This is a genomic window from Pseudomonas batumici (assembly GCF_000820515.1).
In the GTDB taxonomy this organism is placed as follows: domain Bacteria; phylum Pseudomonadota; class Gammaproteobacteria; order Pseudomonadales; family Pseudomonadaceae; genus Aquipseudomonas; species Aquipseudomonas batumici.
In genome coordinates, this window is sequence record NZ_JXDG01000004.1 from 37,492 (window position 1) to 57,728 (window position 20,237).

At 63.1% G+C, this 20,237-nt stretch carries 16 protein-coding genes; 7 read left to right on the forward strand and 9 right to left on the reverse strand.

The genetic code is table 11. The features are described from left to right. Positions 1–113: 113 nt before the first annotated feature. The 8 genes from phaZ to UCMB321_RS02695 all read right to left on the reverse strand — a co-directional run bounded on the left by phaZ (position 114) and on the right by UCMB321_RS02695 (position 10,558). Positions 114–971, reverse strand: a complete 858-nt coding sequence (phaZ, locus tag UCMB321_RS02660) for a poly(3-hydroxyalkanoate) depolymerase (RefSeq protein WP_040063644.1) — start codon at positions 969–971, stop codon at positions 114–116. Positions 972–1,173: 202 nt separating this feature from the next. Next, entirely contained in the window at positions 1,174–2,853 is a 1,680-nt protein-coding gene (phaC, locus tag UCMB321_RS02665; RefSeq protein ID WP_040063646.1) for a class II poly(R)-hydroxyalkanoic acid synthase, read from the reverse strand. 257 nt (positions 2,854–3,110) lie between these two features. Further along, positions 3,111–3,491 (reverse strand): gamma-butyrobetaine hydroxylase family protein, encoded by a 381-nt coding sequence (locus UCMB321_RS02670; RefSeq protein ID WP_040063648.1) that lies wholly within the window; start codon positions 3,489–3,491, stop codon positions 3,111–3,113. A gap of 132 nt (positions 3,492–3,623) precedes the next feature. Continuing rightward, positions 3,624–4,961: an ATP-dependent protease ATPase subunit HslU gene (gene hslU / locus UCMB321_RS02675; protein ID WP_040063649.1), complete on the reverse strand. Its 1,338-nt coding sequence runs from the start codon at positions 4,959–4,961 to the stop codon at positions 3,624–3,626. Between the two features lie 43 nt (positions 4,962–5,004). After that, complete coding sequence (gene hslV / locus UCMB321_RS02680; RefSeq protein ID WP_040063652.1) at positions 5,005–5,535, reverse strand: ATP-dependent protease subunit HslV; 531 nt, start codon at positions 5,533–5,535, stop codon at positions 5,005–5,007. A gap of 140 nt (positions 5,536–5,675) precedes the next feature. Continuing rightward, positions 5,676–6,380, reverse strand: a complete 705-nt coding sequence (locus UCMB321_RS02685) for an SPOR domain-containing protein (RefSeq protein WP_040063654.1) — start codon at positions 6,378–6,380, stop codon at positions 5,676–5,678. Between the two features lies 1 nt (position 6,381). Next, entirely contained in the window at positions 6,382–8,118 is a 1,737-nt protein-coding gene (gene argS / locus UCMB321_RS02690) for an arginine--tRNA ligase (protein ID WP_040063656.1), read from the reverse strand. Positions 8,119–8,338: 220 nt separating this feature from the next. Continuing rightward, complete coding sequence (locus UCMB321_RS02695) at positions 8,339–10,558, reverse strand: primosomal protein N' (RefSeq protein ID WP_040063658.1); 2,220 nt, start codon at positions 10,556–10,558, stop codon at positions 8,339–8,341. 186 nt (positions 10,559–10,744) lie between these two features. Here UCMB321_RS02695 and rpmE point away from each other — a divergent pair, with 186 nt between their 5' ends. Together rpmE and UCMB321_RS02705 are read left to right on the forward strand one after the other, a co-directional pair. After that, positions 10,745–10,966 carry a 50S ribosomal protein L31 gene (gene rpmE, locus UCMB321_RS02700; protein WP_040063659.1) on the forward strand — a complete coding sequence of 74 codons (222 nt, stop codon included), beginning with the start codon at positions 10,745–10,747 and terminating at the stop codon, positions 10,964–10,966. A 289-nt stretch (positions 10,967–11,255) separates the two neighbouring features. Beyond that, positions 11,256–12,524, forward strand: coding sequence for a malic enzyme-like NAD(P)-binding protein (locus tag UCMB321_RS02705; RefSeq protein WP_040063661.1), 1,269 nt, complete (start codon positions 11,256–11,258; stop codon positions 12,522–12,524). Positions 12,525–12,733: 209 nt separating this feature from the next. On the opposite strand, the gene UCMB321_RS02710 is transcribed toward UCMB321_RS02705, so the two are convergent. Then, positions 12,734–15,166: a penicillin-binding protein 1A gene (locus UCMB321_RS02710; RefSeq protein ID WP_425338521.1), complete on the reverse strand. Its 2,433-nt coding sequence runs from the start codon at positions 15,164–15,166 to the stop codon at positions 12,734–12,736. 206 nt (positions 15,167–15,372) lie between these two features. On the opposite strand from UCMB321_RS02710, the gene UCMB321_RS02715 reads away from it, so the two are divergent. The 5 genes from UCMB321_RS02715 to UCMB321_RS02735 are packed head-to-tail and all read left to right on the forward strand — an operon-like array spanning position 15,373 to position 20,236. Next, entirely contained in the window at positions 15,373–16,437 is a 1,065-nt protein-coding gene (locus tag UCMB321_RS02715) for a pilus assembly protein PilM (protein ID WP_040063666.1), read from the forward strand. 1 nt (position 16,438) lies between these two features. Further along, positions 16,439–17,005 carry a PilN domain-containing protein gene (locus UCMB321_RS02720; protein WP_040063668.1) on the forward strand — a complete coding sequence of 189 codons (567 nt, stop codon included), beginning with the start codon at positions 16,439–16,441 and terminating at the stop codon, positions 17,003–17,005. After that, positions 17,002–17,631 (forward strand): type 4a pilus biogenesis protein PilO, encoded by a 630-nt coding sequence (gene pilO / locus UCMB321_RS02725; RefSeq protein WP_040063670.1) that lies wholly within the window; start codon positions 17,002–17,004, stop codon positions 17,629–17,631. Before UCMB321_RS02720 ends, pilO begins: the two co-directional genes overlap by 4 nt. Further along, positions 17,628–18,155 (forward strand): pilus assembly protein PilP, encoded by a 528-nt coding sequence (locus UCMB321_RS02730; protein ID WP_040063671.1) that lies wholly within the window; start codon positions 17,628–17,630, stop codon positions 18,153–18,155. The genes pilO and UCMB321_RS02730 overlap by 4 nt, the downstream gene beginning before the upstream one ends. Before the next feature lie 11 nt (positions 18,156–18,166). Beyond that, positions 18,167–20,236, forward strand: coding sequence for a type IV pilus secretin PilQ (locus UCMB321_RS02735; RefSeq protein WP_040063718.1), 2,070 nt, complete (start codon positions 18,167–18,169; stop codon positions 20,234–20,236). Position 20,237 lies beyond the last annotated feature (1 nt).

Sequence of the window (20,237 nt, forward strand, 5' to 3'; positions counted from 1 at the left end):
TCATCAAGCTATCAACCAACACCGGGGCCGCGCGGGCAGGCTCGTCGGTCCCGGACCTCGTTGCGCGACACGGGCTTCCTACCCGTGCACGCCTACTGCCAGGAAAAAGACTGCTAGGTACTCTTGAAAGGTGTCGGGTGCGGGTGCATCACCGCCCGCAGACGTTCTTCCTCGAGGAACTTCATGATGATCGGTGCGACGGCCTCGGCCCGGGTGATCAGGAATAAATGGCCATCGTCGATTATGTGTAGCTGGGCATTGGGAATTCGCCAAGCCAGCAGGCGCATATTGATCAGCGGAATCAGCGGATCGTCGTCGCCGGCCAGCACCAGGGTCGGCTGGTTGATCTTGTGCAGCCAGTGGATGCTGGTCCAGCCCAGGCCCGCGAACAGTTGCCAGTAGTAGCCCAGCTTGCCGGCGGAGCGGACCTTGGCGGCATGCTCGGCGGCCAGGTGCGGATCGCGGCGAAAGGCGCCGCCGTAGATGGTCGGCGCAATGCGGATGACGTGGGACGGTTGGAGGTAGCGCCGCGGACTGGCCATGTTCCACAACACCTTGGGCTTGCCCGGGACCATCACCATGCCGGCGGCGGTGGCGGCGAGGATCAGCTTCTTGCAGCGCTCCGGGTAGTCATGGGCGAACTGTTGCGCCAGGGCGCCGCCCCAGGACACCCCCACCACATTGACCTGGCCGTAATCCAGGTAATCGAGCATGCGCGTGGTGAGTTTGGCCAGGCAGGGAAAGCGATACGGCCGGTTGGGGGTCGACGAGCCGCCGACGCCGGGAACGTCGAAGGCGATGACTTCCAGGTCCGGGTCCAGGGCCTGGACGAACGGAAACACCAGCTCCAGGTTGGCGCCGATGCCGTTGAAGATCAGCAAGGGCGTCAGATGAGGCTTGCCGGGGCGAACCGCGGTGCGGATGGTCTGGCCATCCAGATCGATGGTTCGGAAGATGAACGGTTGCGGCATGCTCGAAGCCCTGTGGTTAAAACCGGTTTTCCTGATCTAACGTGGTCCCTGTTGGTTCAGGGTGTGTGTCCTGATGTTGAAGCTGGGCGCGGCCCTTGTGGGAGCCGGCTTGCCGGCGATGGCGTCCGAATGGACACCGCAAGGCTCAAGGGCCTCATCGCCGGCAAGCGGCTCCTATAGGTAGCGCGGTGTTTTTGAATCCCTACCGCTCGTGCACGTAGGTGCCCGGCGCTGCCTCGCCCGCCGGGTAGGCCTTGCTGCCCAGGCTGGTCGGTGATTTCTTCAGTTTGCCCGAGCGCTCGGCCTGCCATGCCTGCCAGTGCAGCCACCACGAGTCGGTGTGCTTGGTGGAGTTCTCCTGCCAGTCGTCGGCCTTGGCCGGCATCTCGGTGCTGGTCATGTAGCGCGATTTCGGGTTGCCCGGCGGGTTCAGGATGCTCTGGATATGGCCGCTGCTGGAGAGCACGAACTCGACCTTGCCGCCGAACAGTTGCGCCGACTTGTAGCAGGACTTCCAGGGCGTGATGTGATCGTTGGTGCCGGCCAGGGAGAAGATGTCGGCATCGACCTTCTTCAGGTCGATGGGCGTGCCGCACACTTCCAGGGCATCGGCGCGTACCAGTGGGTTGTTCTTGAACATCTCGATCAGGTCGCCGTGGAAGGCGGCCGGCAGGCGCGTGGTGTCGTTGTTCCAGAACAGGATGTCGAACACCGGCGGCTCGTTGCCCAGCAGGTAGTTGTTGACCCAGTAGTTCCAGATCAGGTCGTTGGGTCGCATCCAGGCGAAGACCTTGGCCATGTCGCTGCCTTCCAGCACGCCGGCCTGGTAGGAGTGGCGCTTGGCGGCTTCGAGGGTCTCTTCGTCGACGAACAGCGCCACCTGGGTGTCGAGGGTGGTGTCGAGCACGCTGACCAGCAGGGTCAGGGCGTTGACCTTCTTCTCGCCGAGGGCGGCGTAGTGGCCGAGCAGGGCGGTGCAGGTGATGCCGCCTGAGCAGGCACCGAGCATGTTCACGTCCTTGCTGCCGGTGATGGCGGTCACCACGTCGACGGCTTCCTTCAGGGCGTCGATATAGGTCGACAGGCCCCACTCGCGCTGCGCCTTGGTCGGGTTTCGCCAGCTGACGATAAAGGTCTGCACGTGGCTGCGCAGGCAGAAGCGCGCCAGGCTCTTGTCCGGACTCAGGTCGAACACGTAGAACTTGTTGATCTGCGGCGGCACCACCAGCAGCGGACGCTCATGCACCTGCTCGGTGATGGGGCTGTACTGGATCAGCTCCAGCACGTCGTTGCGAAACACCACCGCGCCTTCGCTGGTGCCGAGGTTCTTGCCGACCTCGAAGGCGCTCATGTTCACCTGGCTGGGCATGCCGCCGTTGTGCACCAGGTCCTTGGCCAGGTTCGAGAGGCCGTCGAGCAGGCTCTTGCCGCCGGTCTCGAAGAAGCGCTTGACTGCCGCCGGGTTGGCGGCCGTGTTGGTCGGGGCCATGGCCTCGGTCATCAGGTTGATGACGAAATGGCCACGGCTGATGTCCTGGGGCGACAGCGCGCTCTCGTCGATCCAGGCGTGCAGTTCCTTGCGCCAGGCCAGGTAGATTTGCAGGTAGCGCCGGTACAGCGGGTTCTGGCTCCAGGCCGGGTCGCAGAAGCGACGGTCGTCACTTTCCGGTTGCAGGCCGGACTTGCCCAGCAGCACGTTCTTGAGCTCGACGCCGAAATGGGCGACGTGCTTGACGCTGTGGATGGGTTGTTTGATGGCTTGGGTCAGTACCATTCGTGCAGAAGTAAGAAGATCCTTTCTACGCAAGCCGACGACGGGGTTCAGGCCCAGGGTGTTTTCCGAGGCTTGTCTTTGCAGGTCATCGTTGTTCTTGTTACTCATCTACGACGCTCCATTGTCCTGAGACGAGTACCGGGTACAGCTGTGCAAATGGCACAGCGAATGCCACTTGCTTCTGATACCAGGCACTACTGCTCGGGTGACCGTTGATTGCGCATCGTTAAATGCACGGAACTTGCCAGCCCCATTGGTTACCCGAGTTTTATTTATTTCGCAAGCGCGCCAGTCGTTAGCCACGCCGTGGGGGATTGAATCAGATGTGATTAGAAAATGCCCCCCAAAACGACCAGAGGTCCGGGCTAGAGCATCAGCTTGACGACGGACTCGGACGGGTCGCGGGATTTTCCGGCCGCCTGGAGTGCGACAAGATAGTCGGCCCACAGCTCATCCTGGCGGCGCGCCAACTCGTAGAGGTATTCCCAGGTGAACAATCCGCTGTCATGACCGTCGTCGAAGGTCAATTTCAGTGCGTACTGGCCGGCGGGTTCGAGCTTGCTCAAAGCCACGTTGAGCTTGCCGAATTGCAGGATGGGTTTGCCGTGGCCCTGGACCTCGGCGGAGGGCGAGTGCACCCGCAGGAATTCGGCACTCAGGTGGTATTCCTCGTCCGGACCGTACTTGAGGGTCAGGGTTTTCGAGGCTTTGTGCAGGTTGATGGCGGTGGGCAGTCTGGTAGTCATGGTTAACGCTGACCTGTCGATGTAAGAGCCTCCTGTGGGAGCCGGCTTGCTGGCGATAGCGGTCTGGTAGTCGACATCGTTGTCGCCTGATACACCGCTATCGCCAGCAAGCCGGCTCCTACAGGTCGAGGATTACAGGATATACCGCGACAGGTCTTCGTTCTGCGCCAATTCGCCCAGGTGGCTGTTGACGTAGTCGGCGTCGATGCGGATCGGCTCTTCGCTGTGGGTGCTGGCCAGGTCGCCGGCGCTGAACGAGACTTCTTCCAGCAGGCGCTCAAGCAGCGTGTGCAGGCGGCGGGCACCGATGTTCTCGGTCTTCTCGTTGACCTGCCAGGCGATCTCCGCCAGGCGCTTGATGCCGTCCGGCTGGAACTCGATGGTCAGGCCTTCGGTTTTCAGCAGTTCGCGGTACTGCTCGGTCAGCGAGGCGTGCGGTTCGCTGAGGATGCGCTCGAAGTCTTCCGGGCTCAGGGCCTTGAGTTCGACACGGATCGGCAGGCGGCCTTGCAGTTCGGGCACCAGGTCGCTCGGCTTGCTCATGTGGAACGCGCCGGAGGCAATGAACAGGATGTGGTCGGTCTTGACCATGCCCAGCTTGGTGTTCACCGTGCAGCCTTCGATCAGCGGCAGCAGGTCGCGCTGCACGCCTTCACGGGACACATCGGCGCCGCCGACGTTGCCGCGCTTGGCGACCTTGTCGATTTCGTCGATGAACACGATGCCGTTCTGCTCGACGGCTTCCAGGGCCTTGGCCTTCAACTCGTCATCGTTGACCAGGCGTCCGGCTTCCTCGTCGCGCACCAGCTTGAGCGCCTCCTTGACCTTGAGCTTGCGGCTCTTGCGCTTGCCCTTGCCCATGTTGGCGAACAGGTTCTGCAACTGGTTGGTCATTTCCTCCATGCCCGGCGGCGTGGCGATCTCGACGCCGAACGACTCGGCCACCTCGATTTCGATCTCCTTGTCGTCCAACTGGCCTTCGCGCAGGCGCTTGCGGAACAGTTGACGGGTGTTGGAGTCCTGGGCCGGGGCGGAGTCCTCGTTGAAGCCCATGCGTGCCGGCGGCAGCAGGGCGTCGAGGATGCGGTCCTCGGCGGCGTCTTCGGCGCGATGGCGGACCCTGGTCATCTCCTGCTCGCGCAGCAGCTTGATGGCGGCGTCCGCCAGGTCACGAATGATCGATTCGACGTCGCGGCCGACATAGCCGACTTCGGTGAACTTGGTCGCTTCGACCTTGATGAACGGCGCGTTGGCCAGCTTGGCCAGACGCCGGGCGATTTCGGTCTTGCCGACGCCGGTCGGGCCGATCATCAGGATGTTCTTGGGGGTCACTTCGACGCGCAGTTCCTCGGGGAGCTGCATCCGCCGCCAGCGGTTGCGCAGGGCAATGGCGACGGCGCGCTTGGCATCGTCCTGGCCAATGATATGGCGATTGAGTTCGTGGACGATTTCGCGGGGGGTCATGGGCATAATATGTGGGTCCTCAAGCGGGAACGGCAGCCGGACGGGCTGGTTATTCCGCGAGGTCCTGCTCCTCGATGGTGGCGTTGTGATTGGTGAAGACGCAGATGTCGGCGGCGATACCCAGGGCGGTTTCGACGATTTCCCGGGCCGACAGATCGGTTTTCTTCAGCAGCGCGCTGGCCGCGGCCTGGGCGTAGCCGCCACCGGAGCCCATGGCGATCAGGCCGTCTTCCGGCTCGACGACGTCGCCGTTGCCGGTAATGATCAGCGAAGCATCCTTGTTGGCGACCGCCAGCATGGCTTCCAGGCGACTCAGGGAGCGGTCGGTCCGCCATTCCTTGGCCAGTTCGACAGCGGCGCGGACCAGATGACCCTGGTGTTTTTCCAGCTGGCCTTCGAAGCGCTCGAACAGGGTGAAGGCGTCAGCGGTGGCACCGGCGAAACCGGCGATGACCTCACCGTGATAGAGGCGCCGGACTTTTTTCGCGTTGCCCTTCATGACGGTGTTGCCGAGGGAAACCTGGCCGTCGCCACCCATGACGACTTTGCCGTGGCGACGAACTGAAACGATGGTGGTCAAGGGAGAATCTCCACGCAGCGGGGCGAAAATGCCTGATGGAAACTCATATGGGGGTGGTGGTGGGTTTTTCAACCGTGGGCGGGAGTAGAGGATGAGCGGCGTAGGAAAGGGTGAGCGGGCAAGCCCGCTCACTACCCTTTTCAGCGGCTCTGGCGCTGTTGCAGCAACAGGTTGTTGAAGCCGCTGCCGGCCAGTTGTTTCTGCGCCTTGGTCAGTTGTTCGCGGTTGCTGAACGGTCCGACCAATACCCGATACCAGGTTTCGTCCTTCACAGTCCCGGATTCCACCGACACCGACTGCCCGAGCAGGATGATTTGCGCCCGTACCTTGTCCGCATCGGCTTCCTTGCGGAACGAGCCGGCTTGCAGGAAGAACTGTATCACCGCCGCCGGCTTGGCCACTGGCGGCGGTGGCGGCGGGGTGATGCCGGCCAGGGCGGCTTGGGCCCGGGCGGTGTCGATCTTCGCCGCTTCGGCCGGGGTGACCGGCGTGGTCGGCGTCGGCACGGTCTGCGGCGTCGGCAGGGTTTTCTCCGGCACGGCTTCCGGCGGCACGATGACTTCCGATTCCGGCAGCAGGGTATAAAAGTCGTACTTGGGCTTCACCGGCTGGGTCGGACTCGGCGGCGTCTTGTTGGCTTCGGCGATCTTGCTCGCCTTCACCTGTTCCTGCTTGACCCGTTTGACGTCATCGCCCTTGCCCGGTTCCAGCTTCATCAGGAAGACGATGAACGCGCCCACGCCGAGGCCGATCGCCAGCCACAACCAACCCGGGATCGGTTTTTTTGCAGGAGCTTGGTAACGGCTGGCGCCACGTTTGGGTGCGGGGGTTTTCTTGGCAGCCAACTTACATACGCTCCAGGGTTTCCAGACCCAGCAGTTCCAGGCCTTGCTTGAGGGTGCGGCCGGTCAGTGCGGCGAGGCGCAGGCGGCTCTGTTTCTGTTCGGCGGTGTCGGCAGCCAGGATCGGGCAGTTCTCGTAGAAGCTGGAGAACAGGCCGGCGACATCGTACAGGTAGGTGCACAGCACATGCGGCGTGCCTTTCTCGGCAACGCTGCCCAGCACTTCGCCGAACTGCGCCAGCTTGGCGGCCAGTTCCTGCTCGTGGGGGGCGTCCAGGCTGATCTGCCCGTCGACCTGGGTGAAGTCCGTGCCCAGTTTACGGAACACACCGGCCACGCGGGTGTAGGCATACAGCAGGTAGGGCGCGGTGTTGCCTTCGAAGTTGAGCATCAGCTCGAAGTTGAAGCTGTAGTCGCTGGTGCGGTGCTTGGACAGGTCGGCGTACTTGACCGCGCCGATGCCCACCACGCGGGCGATGTTGCGCAGTTCTTCCTCGGCGAGCGCCGGGTTCTTTTCCTTGACCAGGGCATAGGCGCGCTCCTGGGCTTCGGTCAGCAGGTCGATCAGCTTCACGGTGCCGCCGTCGCGGGTCTTGAACGGACGGCCGTCGGCGCCGTTCATGGTGCCGAAGCCCATGTGCTCCATTTCCATCGGATGGGTCACGAAGCCGGCCTTGCGGGCGACCGCGAATACCTGCTGGAAGTGCAGGGCCTGGCGCTGGTCGACGAAGTACAGGGCGCGATCGGCCTTGAGCTGGCCACTGCGGTAGCGCACGGCGGCGAGGTCGGTGGTGGCGTACAGGTAGCCGCCGTCGGCCTTGACGATGATTACCGGCAGCGGTTCGCCTTCGGCGTTCTTGAACTCGTCGAGGAACACGCACTGGGCGCCGTTGCTCTCCACCAGCATGCCCTTGGCCCGCAGGTCGTTGACGACGTTGATCAGGTCGTCGTTGTAGGCGCTTTCGCCCATGACGTCGGCCATGCTCAGCTTGACGTTCAGCAGCTCGTAGATTTTCTGGCAGTGGGACAGCGAGATGTCCTTGAAGCGGGTCCACAGCGCCAGGCAGTCCGGATCGCCGGCTTGCAGCTTGACCACCAGGCCGCGGGCGCGGTCGGCGAACTCCGGCGATTCGTCGAAGTGTTTCTTCGCCGCGCGGTAGAAGTTTTCCAGGTCCGAGAGCTCGTCGCTGGCAATCGGGTTTTCCTGCAGGTAGGCCATCAGCATGCCGAACTGGGTGCCCCAGTCGCCGACGTGGTTCTGGCGGATCACGGTATCGCCGAGGAACTCCAGGACACGCGCCACGCCGTCGCCGATGATGGTCGAGCGCAGGTGGCCGACGTGCATTTCCTTGGCCAGGTTGGGGGCCGACAGGTCGACCACCACGCGCTCCGCAACGCCGGCCTTGCGCACGCCGACCCGGGCGTCGGCCAGGGCGGCGTCGAGGCGCGCGGCCAGGGCCTGGGTGTTCTGGAAGAAGTTGATGAAGCCGGGGCCGGCGATCTCGGCCTTGCTGACGCTATCGACGACGGGCAGCGCGGCGATGATCTTTTCCGCCAGGTCGCGGGGTTTGAGGCCGGCCGGCTTCGCCAGCGTCATCGCGATGTTGCTGGCGAAGTCGCCGTGGGTCTTGTCCCGGGTGTTTTCCACCTGGATCGCCGGCGACAGCCCTTCAGGCAACACACCTTCGGTGACGAGTTGGGTGATGGCTTGTTGGATCAGCTGGCGAATGGTGTCTTTCATGGTCTTCTCTTTCGACCGCAAGCGCGGCGGCGCTTCGAGGCGCAGGTGGAAAAACTGGGCATTATCCGTTGCCGGGGCGAGCTTGCCAACCTCAGTCGACAGGCCGCTGTGTCGTGGTGCCCTTCAGATCGCTATCGCCGGCAAGCCGGCTCCTACAATGATTGTGGATAACATACGGTCCCCTGTGGGAGCCGGCTTGCCGGCGATGACGTCCGTTGGGTCAATACAAATCCACCGGATCGACATCCAGCGACCAGCGCACCTGGCGCCCGCTGGGCATCTGTTCCAGTACCAGCAACCAACTACTCAACAGTCGGTGCAGTGAGGCCCGGCCATTGGCCTGCAACAACAACTGCGCCCGGTAACGTCCGGCCCGGCGCTCCATGGGCGCCGGTACCGGCCCCAGCAGCTCAAGGCCGCCCAGGCCCATCTCGGCGAGCAAACGCTCGGCCTCGCTGCAGGCTTCGTCGAGAAATCCCTCGGCCTGCCCTGGCTTGTGGGCTTCGGCCCGCAGCAGTGCCAGGTGCGCGAAGGGCGGCAGTCCGGCCCCCCGGCGCTCGCTCAAGGCCTGCTCGGCAAAGGCGAAATAGCCCTGCTCGGTCAGCTGGACCAACAGCGGATGGTCCGCCAGGTGCGTCTGGATAATCACCTTGCCCGGCTCTTCCGCCCGCCCGGCCCGGCCCGCCACCTGGACGATCAGCTGGGCCATGCGCTCACTGGCGCGGAAGTCGCCGGAGAACAGGCCGCCGTCGGCGTCGAGGATAGACACCAGGGTTACCCGGGGAAAGTGATGGCCTTTGGCAAGCATCTGCGTGCCCACCAGGATGCACGGCTGGCCTTTCTGGATCGTGGCGAACAACTGGTTCATCGCGTCCTTGCGCGAGGTGCTGTCGCGGTCGACCCGCAGTACCGGGTAGTCGGGAAACAGGATGCCCAGGCGTTCTTCGGCGCGTTCGGTCCCGGCGCCTACCGGTCGCAGGTCGACCTTGCCGCACTGCGGGCAATTGCGCGGCACCCGTTCGACATAGCCGCAGTGATGGCAGCGCAGCTCGCCGAAGCGCTGGTGCACGGTCATGCGCGCATCGCAGCGTGAGCATTCGGACATCCAGCCGCAGTCGTGGCACAGCAGCGTCGGCGCAAAGCCGCGACGGTTGAGGAACACCAGCACTTGTTGGCCGGCGGCGAGGGTCTGGCCGATGGCCTGCTGCATCGGGCCGGAAATACCGCTGTCCAGCGGGCGGCTTTTCACGTCCAGGCGCAGGAAGCGCGGTTGCTTGGCACCGCCGGCTCGCTCGTTCAGGCGCAACAGGCCATAGCGCCCGGTGTAGGCGTTGTGCAGGCTTTCCAGGGACGGCGTGGCCGAGCCCAGCACGATCGGGATGTTTTCCTGGCGGGCCCGCACCAGCGCCAGGTCGCGGGCGTGATAGCGCAAGCCTTCCTGCTGCTTATAGGAGCCGTCGTGTTCTTCGTCGATGATGATCAGCCCGGGATTTTTCATCGGGGTGAACAGCGCCGAACGTGTGCCGATAATGATGTCGGCCTCACCGTCGCGCGCGGCGAGCCAGGCGTCCAGGCGCTCGCGGTCGTTCACCGCCGAGTGCAGCAGGGCGATGCGCGCATTGAAGCGCTGTTCGAAGCGCGCCAGGGTCTGCGGACCCAGGTTGATTTCGGGGATCAGCACCAGCGCCTGCCTGCCGGCTTCCAGGGTCTCGCGGATCAGTTGCAGGTAGACTTCGGTCTTGCCGCTGCCGGTGACGCCGGCCAGCAGGAACGCGTGAAAACTGTCGAGCCCGGCGCGGATGGCGGCGCAGGCGGCGCGTTGTTCACTGTTGAGCGGCAGCTCCGGTTGCGCCAGCCAGTGTTCGTGGCGCTCGCCGGGGGCGTGGCGGCGAACCTCCACTTGCACCAGGTCCTTGGCCAGCAACAGGTCGAGGCTGTCCTTGCTCAGCATCAGTTTGCTCAGCAGTTGATGGGCCACGCCGTGGGGATGCTGCGCCAGGGTCGCCAGGGCTTCGCGCTGGCGCGGGGCGCGGGCGATGCGCGGATCGTCGAGGCGGGCGCCGGGGGCGATCGACCAGAAGCGTTCCTGGCGCACCTCGGCCGGCTCGCCCTGACGCAGCAGCACCGGCAGCGCCCAGTTCAGGGTGTCGCCGAGGCTGTGCTGATAATACTGGGCCGTCCACAGGCACAGCTTGAACAATGCTGGCGGCAGCGGGGTGGTGGCGTCGAGCAGGGCCGTGGCGCGCCTGAGCTTGTCCGCCGGGACTTCACTGTGCGCGGCGACCTCCACCAGGATGCCGATCATCTCCCGGCGGCCGAACGGTACCCGCAGGCGCATGCCGGGTTGCAGCGCGCTACGCGGCACGCCCTCCGGCGCCCGATAATCGAACAGACGACGCAGTGGCGAGGGCAGGGCAAGGCGCAGGATGGCGTCGGGCACGCGGTTTTCTCAGGGAGGGCTTCATGGAGGGCGCGAGCCTAGCAGACCGCCCGGGCAGTGTCTTCCCGACGGAGGGCCTCATGGCCGCTTGCGTCATGGCAAAGGTCTGGTATGATCGCCGGCTAAATTACGTGCGGTGTTCAACAATCGTGTTGAGCGGCGGCACGCCAGCCTGAGGAAGTCCCCATGAAAGCCGATATCCATCCAGTATACGTAGACATCGACGTTACCTGCAGCTGCGGTAACAAGTTCGTGACCCGTTCGACCCACGCCAAGGCACTGCCGATCGACGTGTGCAACGAATGCCACCCGTTCTACACCGGTAAGCAGAAGACCCTGGACACCGGCGGCCGCGTTCAGAAGTTCGCCGACCGTTTCGGCATGTTCGGCGCTGTCAAAAAGGCCTGAGGCTGATCGCTCCGGGAAAAGCCGCTGGTTTTTCCCGGTCGATGAAAAAGGCGTCCCGCGTGGACGCCTTTTTTGTGGGCGCCGTTTGTGTCGGCGGCCTCTGTATAAAAAATTGTAGACATTTTTCTGCTCGATTGTGCACAGTCTTGGCCCTTGTATTTCCTGGCTCTTGGGCCAAAGTAGTAGGGACAGGTGCTTGACACCAGTGACTGGTCAGTCTTGTGAGGACTTGGCGACACGAGTATCCTCGGCGGTCCGTCTGTCCCACAGTAAAAAGCGGAATGCCCACATGTCAGATTTGAAAACTGCCGCTCTCGAGTATCATGCCAATCCTCGTCCGGGGAAGCTGAGCGTCGAGCTCACCAAAGCCACCGCTACCGCCCGTGACCTGTCGCTGGCCTACAGCCCTGGCGTAGCCGAACCAGTACGCGAAATCGCCCGCGATCCTGAGCTGGCCTACAAGTACACTGGCAAGGGCAACCTGGTTGCAGTCATTTCCGATGGCACCGCGATTCTCGGCCTGGGTAACCTCGGCCCATTGGCGTCCAAGCCGGTCATGGAAGGCAAGGGCGTGCTGTTCAAGCGCTTCGCCGGTATCGACGTGTTCGACATCGAAGTCGACTCGGAAAGCCCGCAAGCCTTCATCGACACCGTCAAGCGTATCTCCATCACCTTCGGTGGCATCAACCTGGAAGACATCAAGGCACCTGAGTGCTTTGAAATCGAACGTGCTCTGATCGAGCAGTGCGATATCCCGGTGTTCCACGATGACCAGCACGGTACCGCGATCGTTACCGCGGCCGGCATGATCAATGCCCTGGAAATCGCCGGCAAGACCCTGCCGGAAGCCAAGATCGTCTGCCTGGGCGCCGGCGCCGCCGCGATCTCCTGCATGAAATTGCTGGTGAGCATGGGCGCCAAGATCGAAAACATCTTCATGGTTGACCGTACTGGCGTGATCCACGCCGGCCGTGACGACCTGAACCAGTACAAGGCGGTGTTCGCCCACGCGACCGACAAGCGCACCCTGGCTGACGCGCTGAAGGGCGCTGACGTGTTCGTCGGCCTGTCCGGCCCGAACCTGCTGGACGCTGAAGGCCTGCTGTCCATGGCGGCCAACCCGATCGTGTTCGCCTGCTCGAACCCGGATCCGGAAATCTCGCCAGAGCTGGCTCACGCCACTCGCAGCGACGTGATCATGGCCACCGGTCGTTCGGACTACCCGAACCAGGTCAACAACGTCCTCGGCTTCCCGTTCATCTTCCGTGGCGCCCTGGACGTTCGTGCCAAGCGCATCAACGAAGAGATGAAAGTGGCGGCGGCCAATGCCCTGCGTGAACTGGCCAAGCTGCCGGTGCCTCAGGAAGTGTGCGACGCCTACGGCGGTATCAAGCTGGAATTCGGTCGTGAGTACATCATTCCGAAGCCAATGGATGCTCGCCTGATCACCCTGATCTCCGATGCCGTGGCCAAGGCCGCGATCGAGACCGGCGTGGCGACCCTTCCGTATCCGAAGCACTACCCGCTGAAAAGCGTGGATGACGTGTTCAACGGCTAAGTCGTTGTAGCGTCAAACAAAAAGCCCCGGCTCGAATGAGTCGGGGCTTTTTTGTGGCTGCCGTTTGAGGGGTAAATCAGTGAGGCTGGACGCGATCTCCTGTAGGAGCCGGCTTGCTGGCGATGGCGTCCGCATGAGCGGTGCATGGCTCGGAGGCCTCATCGCTGGCAAGCCAGCTCCTACAGAGAGGGCGTGATGACCCTCTCGGATCAGAACAGGTCGATCGGCGCCGCCTCGTCCGCCGGCAGCGGGCTGCCCGGGGCGCTGCCGCCATTGCCGATTTCGTTGACCGACGGCGGCGTGTCTTCGCTCTTGAACAGTTCGAAGTAGGCGTTCGGCGTGCCCGGTGTCGCCGCACGGCCGCTCACCGGATCCACTCGCAGGCTGAGGATGCCTTCCGGCTCCGCCTGGGTGTGGAGCGGTCGACCCTTGAGCGCGGCGCCCATGTAGTCCATCCAGATTGGCAACGCCACCGTGCCGCCGAATTCGCGGCGACCCAGGCTCTCGGGTTGGTCGAAGCCGGTCCAGACGGTGGTGATGTAGTCGGAGTTGTAGCCAGTGAACCAGGCATCCTTGGATTCGTTGGTGGTACCGGTCTTGCCCGCCAGGTCGCCACGACCCAGTGCCAGTGCGCGACGCCCGGTGCCGAGCTTGATCACGTCTTCGAGCATGCTGTTGAGGATGAAGGTGGTCCGTCCGTCGATGATCTGTTCGGCCACCGCCGGTGCCTGGGCCGCCGGCGCAGGTGCTTCGCTGGTGTTGTTGACGGTGAAGGCTGGCTGGCTTGGTACCGCGATGCCGCTGCTGGCCGCCGCGCCCGTCGGCACGCTCGGTGGGTTGGCGACGAACAGGGTGTCGCCATTACGGCTTTCGATCTTCTCGATCAGGTACGGCGCGATCTTGTAGCCGCCGTTGGCGAAGGTGCTCCAGCCAGTGGCAATCTCCATTGGCGTGAGGGTCGCGGTGCCCAGGGCCAGGGACAGGTTGCGCGGCAGGTCCTGCTTGTTGAAGCCGAACTTGGCGATGTAGTCGATGGTCTTGTCGACGCCCAGGCTTTGCAGCAGGCGAATCGAAACCAGGTTGCGCGACTTGTACAGCGCCTCGCGCATGCGGATCGGGCCGAGGAAGGTGTTGGTGTCGTTTTTCGGCCGCCAGACCTTGTCCAGGTATTCGTCGACGAACACGATCGGCGCGTCGTTCACCAGGCTGGCCGGGGTATAGCCGTTATCCAGGGCGGCGCTGTAGATGAATGGCTTGAAGCTCGAGCCCGGTTGGCGCTTGGCCTGCGTGGCACGGTTGTAGTTGCTCTGCTCGAAGGCGAAACCACCGACCAGGGCACGAATCGCACCGTTTTGCGGGTCGAGCGAGACCAGCGCACTCTGGGCCGCCGGTATCTGGCTGAACTTCAGGCTGTTGTCGGCCTGGCGCTGTACGCGGATCAGGTCGCCGACCTGGGCCACGTCGGCCGGTTGCTTGGGCGCGGCACCGAGGCTGTTGGTGTTGAGGTACGGACGGGCCCATTTCATGCTGTCCCAGCCGACGATTTCCGGACCGTTGCGGGTCAGCACGTGCAGGCTGGTCTTGTCCACCTGGGTGACGATGGCCGGGTCCAGGCCGCTGATGGTGCGCTGCTTGCCCAGCTCGGCGATCCAGGCGTCGCGGGTCTTGCCCGGCAGGCGCGATTCCGGCCCACGGTAGCCGTGGCGCTGGTCATAGGTGATCAGGCCTTCCTCGACCGCGTGGTTGGCCAGTTCCTGAAGGTTGCTCGGCACGGTGGTGGTGACGCGGAAGCCTTCGGTGTAGGCGTCGCTGCCATAACGACCGACCATTTCCGCGCGAGCCATTTCGGCGATGTACGGCGCGTTCACTTCCGGCGTCGGCACGTGGTAGCTGGCGTTGATCGGCTCGACGATGGCGGCCTGGTAGGCGGCTTCATCGATCTTGCCCAATTTGTACATGCGGCCCAGGATCCAGTCGCGGCGCTCCTTGGCGCGCACCGGGTTGGCCAGCGGGTTGAAACGCGACGGGGCCTTCGGCAGGCCGGCGATCATGGCCATCTGGGCCAGGGTGATGTCGCGGATCGACTTGCCGTAATAAACCTGTGACGCCGCTTCGATACCATAGGCACGGTTGCCCAGGTAGATCTTGTTCACGTACAGCTCGAGGATCTCGTCCTTGGTCAGCTGGCGCTCGATCTGCAAGGCGAGGAGGATTTCGTTGGTCTTGCGCGAGAAGCTGCGCTCGCTGGACAGGAAGAAGTTCTTCGCCACCTGCATGGTGATGGTGCTGCCGCCTGACTGGATGTGCCCGCTCTTGACCAGCTGGGTCGCGGCGCGCATCAGGCTGCTGGGGTCGACGCCATAGTGGTTGGCGAAGTTGTCATCCTCGGCGCTCAGCAAGGCGTTGATGAAGTTCGGCGGAATGTCGGCGAAACGCAGGGGCGAACGGCGCATTTCGCCGAACTCGGCGATCAGCTTGCCATCGCTGGTGTAGACCCTGAGCGGAATCTGCAACTGTATGCTGCGCAAAGTCTCGACGGACGGCAGGCCCGGACTAAGATAAAGAAATGCGCCGCTCAAGACGAGCAGCAGCCCGCAGAACACGGCGACGAAAGACCACCCGAAAAACTTCAGCAGACGAATCAAGGCTTGTGGATTTCCAGATAAAAGAATGAGTTAGGCGTCAGGCTAAATTCGCAGCAAGCGCAGGTTCCGCGATTCGGAAAAAAACGCTGGGCATTATAAGCATTTTTGGGCGTGAGCGTCATTTGCGCTTATGTCAAGACTGCTATTAAATGCCCTTGATCATAAAGGGTCCGTAAGTCGCGGATAGTAAAAGGGAATCGGTAGTGCTTGGACTCTTTGGCAAAAAAGCGCATTCGCTCCTGGGGATAGACATCAGTTCCACCTCGGTAAAACTCCTCGAATTGAGCCGTTCCGGCCATCGCTATCGAGTCGAGTCCTATGCCGTGGAACCGCTGCCGGCCAATGCCGTGGTCGAAAAGAACATCGCCGAGCTCGAAGGCGTCGGGCAGGCCCTTGCGCGGGTGCTGCTAAAGGCCAAGACCAGTGTGCGCGGCGTGGCGGTGGCGGTGGCCGGTTCCGCGGTGATCACCAAGACCATCGAGATGGATGCCGGGCTTTCCGATGACGAAATGGAAAACCAGCTGAAGATCGAGGCTGATCAGTATATTCCCTATCCCCTGGAAGAAGTGGCCATCGATTTCGAGATCCAGGGTTATTCGGCGCGCAATCCCGAGCGTGTCGAAGTGCTGCTTGCCGCCTGTCGGAAAGAAAACGTCGAGGTCCGCGAAGCGGCCCTGGCCCTGGCCGGCCTCGAAGCCCAGGTGGTCGATGTCGAGGCCTACGCCCTGGAGCGCTCCTTCGGCCTGCTCGCCGCGCAGTTGGCCAGCGACTACGAGAAATTGACGGTGGCGGTGGTGGACATCGGCGCCACCATGACCACCCTCAGCGTCCTGCATAACGGCCGGATCATCTACACCCGCGAACAATTGTTCGGCGGTCGCCAGCTCACCGAGGAAATCCAGCGGCGCTACGGCCTGTCCAACGAAGAGGCGGGGCTGGCGAAGAAGCAGGGCGGCCTGCCGGACGACTATATCGCCGAGGTCCTGCAACCGTTCAAGGACGCCGTGGTCCAGCAGGTGTCCCGTTCCCTGCAGTTCTTCTTCGCCTCCGGACAGTACAACGATGTCGACTACATCCTGCTCGCCGGCGGCACGGCGTCCATTGCCGGGCTCGATCACCTGATCCAGCAGCGGCTCGGTACGCCCACTCTGGTGGCCAACCCCTTCGCCGACATGGCCTTGAGCAGCAAGGTCAACGCCGGCGCCCTGGCCAGTGATGCGCCGGCCCTGATGATCGCCTGCGGTCTGGCCTTGAGGAGTTTCGACTGATATGGCGCGCATCAACCTTCTGCCCTGGCGCGAGCAACTGCGCGAAGAGCGTCGCAAGCGTTTCCTGACGGCCCTGGTCGGCGTGCTGGTGGTGGCGGTCGGCGTGGTCTTGCTGACGGACCGCTACTTCAGCGGCGCCGTCGACCGGCAGGTCGCTCGCAATGCCTACCTGAACAAGGAAATCGCCCAGCTCGACAGCCGGATCAAGCAGATCAGCGAGCTCAAGGCGCGTCGCCAGCAACTGATCGAGCGCATGAAGATCATCCAGGACCTGCAGGGCAACCGCTCCATCAGTGGGCGGGTCTTCGATCAACTGGTCCGGACCCTGCCGGACGGCGTGTATTTCACCGCAGTGAAGATGACAGACAAGACCATCGCGATCAGCGGTGCGGCCGAGTCCAACAACCGGGTTTCGGATCTGATGCGCAACCTCGAAGCCTCCGATTGGCTCACCGGCCCCACGTTGACCGAGGTCAAGGCGACCACCGCCGGCGCGGTGGACCAGGCCAATACGTTCCAGTTGAGCGTGCGCCAGACCCAGCCGAAGTCCGAGGGGGCGGCCAAATGAATGTTTCCACCTGGATGGAAAGCCTGCGCAAGATCGACCTTGCCGACCTCGACATGCAGAACATCGGCTCCTGGCCGGTGGTGGTCAAGGTGGCGAGTGGCGTACTGACCGCGATCCTGGTCCTGGCCCTGGGGTACAACTTCTATATCAAGGACCTGACCGATCAACTGGATCAGCAGCGCGGGGTGGAAGTGACCCTCAAGGAGCAGTTCGCCACCAAGGCGCACCTGGCCGCCAACCTTGAAGCCTATACCCGACAGATGCAGGAGATGGAGGACTCGTTCGGCGCCTTGCTCAAGCAGTTGCCGAGCGACACCGAAGTGCCGGGACTGCTGGAAGACATCACGCGCACAGGCTTGGGCAGCGGGCTGGAGTTCGAGGAGATCAAGCTTTTGCCCGAAGTCACGCAGCAGTTCTATATCGAGTTGCCGATCCAGATCACCGTGACCGGTGCCTATCACGACCTGGCCACCTTTGTCAGTGGCGTGGCCGCCCTGCCACGGATCGTGACCCTGCATGATTTCGAGATCAAGCCGATTGCCCCGTCCGCGTCCGGCGGCAACAAGTTGCGCATGAGCATTCTGGCCAAGACCTATCGCTACAACGACAAGGGGCTGCAGAAATGAGCCGCTTGCAAGCGATCTGTATGGCCCTGCTGGCGCTGATGCTGGGTGGCTGCGGCAACGGCAACGACTTCAGCGACCTGGATGCGTACATGAAAGAGGTGCGGGCGCGTCCGGCGGGGAGTATCGAGCCGACGCCGAAGTTTCGCGCCTACGAGACGTTCACCTACAGTGCCGCCGCGCTGCGCAGCCCGTTCCAGCCGCCGATGAAGATCGACCTGGTCAATCGCCAGAAAGGCTCCCACGAGGTCAAGCCTGATCCGAATCGGACCAAGCAGTTCCTCGAGGGCTTCAACATCGAGCAGTTCGAGATGGTCGGCACGCTATCCAATGCCAGCGGCACCTTTGCCTTGTTGCGTGGGGCCGGTGGTGTTCATCGATTGAAAGTGGGCGACTACCTGGGACGCAATGATGGCCGTATCGTGGCCATCACCGACTCCCAGGTCGAGGTGATCGAGATCGTTCCGGATGGCGAAGGCGCCTGGCTGGAACGACCGCGCACCATCCCTTTGAAAGAGCACTCATAGTGGAATTCGATATGAACAGGATCATTTCCTCCCTCGGCATTTCGCTATGGATAGCGCTGGTATCGCCGATGGTGTTGGCGGCCAACCTGAAAACCCTGGATGTGGCGGCGTTGCCCGGGGATCGGGTGGAGCTGAAGCTGGGCTTCGACAGCCCGCCCAGCGCGCCCCACGGCTACACCACCGACCAGCCGGCGCGTATCGCCCTGGACCTGGCCGGTGTCTCCAGCCAGTTGGCCAACAAGACCCGCGACCTGGGGGTGGGCAATGCGCGCAGCGTCACCGTGGTCGAGGCCAAGGACCGCACACGGCTGATCATCAACCTGACCAAGCCGGCGCCCTACAGTACGCGTATCGAAGGCAGCAACCTGTTCGTGGTGGTGGGGCAGGGTACGGGTGCCCCGGCAGCAGCCAGCATGCCAAGGCCCGCGGCGGCGGTGGCACTGCCGGCGCGGACGGCGCCCAGACCCTATGCGGCGGTGGGCCGGGCGATCCGTAATGTCGACTTCCAGCGTGGCGAGCAGGGTGAGGGCAATGTGATCATCGAGCTGTCCGATCCGTCCATCAGCCCGGATATCCAGGAACGTGGCGGCAAGATCAGCGTGGACTTCGCCAAGACCCAATTGCCCGATCCACTGCGGGTTCGCCTGGACGTGAAGGACTTCGCCACGCCGGTGCAGTTCGTCAACGCCAGTGCCGCCGCCGACAAGGCGAGCATTTCCATCGAACCCAGCGGTGCCTTCGATTACTCGACGTACCAGACCGACAACAAGCTGACCATCAGCGTGCGCCCGCTCACCGCCGACGATGTGCAGCGGCGTAACACCGAGCGTTTCGTCTACAGCGGCGAAAAGCTCTCGCTGAACTTTCAGGACATCGACGTGCGTTCGGTGCTGCAACTGATCGCCGACTTCACCAACCTCAACCTGGTGGCCAGTGACACGGTGCAGGGCGGCATCACCCTGCGCCTGCAGAACGTGCCCTGGGACCAGGCGCTGGACCTGGTGCTGAAAACCAAGGGCCTGGACAAGCGCAAGATCGGCAACGTGCTGCTGGTGGCCCCGGCGGACGAGATCGCCGCCCGCGAGCGCCAGGAGCTGGAGTCGCAGAAACAGATCGCCGAGCTGGCGCCGTTGCGCCGTGAGCTGTTGCAGGTCAACTACGCGAAAGCGGCGGATATCGCCAAGTTGTTCCAGTCGGTGACCAGCGCCGAGTCCAAGGCCGACGAGCGTGGCTCGATCACCGTGGATGAGCGCACCAACAACATCATCGCCTACCAGACCCAGGACCGTCTCGACGAGCTGCGGCGCATCGTTGCCCAGCTGGACATTCCGGTACGCCAGGTGATGATCGAGGCGCGTATCGTCGAAGCCAACGTCGGCTATGACAAGCAGCTCGGCGCCCGCTGGGGCGGCAAGATCAGTGGCGGCAACTGGAATACCTCGGGTGGCTCGCCGACCCTCTCCAAGCTGACCGGCCAGAGCAGCAGCACGCCGTTCGTCGACCTCGGGGCGACCACCGCCACCTCCGGGATCGGCATCGGCTTCGTGACCAACAACACGACCCTGGACCTGGAACTCAGTGCCATGGAAAAAACCGGTAACGGCGAAGTGGTTTCCCAGCCCAAGGTGGTCACTTCCGATAAGGAAACCGCCAAGATCCTCAAGGGCACCGAGATTCCGTACCAGGAATCCAGTTCCAGCGGCGCGACCTCGGTGGCCTTCAAGGAAGCCTCGTTGTCCCTGGAAGTGACCCCGCAGATCACCCCGGACAACCGGATCATCATGGAAGTGAAGGTGACCAAGGATGAGCCGGACTACCAGAACGTGCTGAACAACGTGCCGCCGATCAAGAAGAACCAGGTCAACGCCAAGGTCCTGGTCAACGACGGCGAAACCGTGGTGATTGGCGGCGTGTTCTCCAATACCCAGAGCAAAACCGAAGAGAAGGTGCCATTTCTCGGCGATGTGCCGTATGTTGGCCGTCTTTTCCGTCGAGACATTGTCTCGGAAGCAAAATCCGAGCTGCTGGTATTCCTGACTCCGCGTATCATGAATAACCAGGCGATTGCTGTGAGTCGTTGAT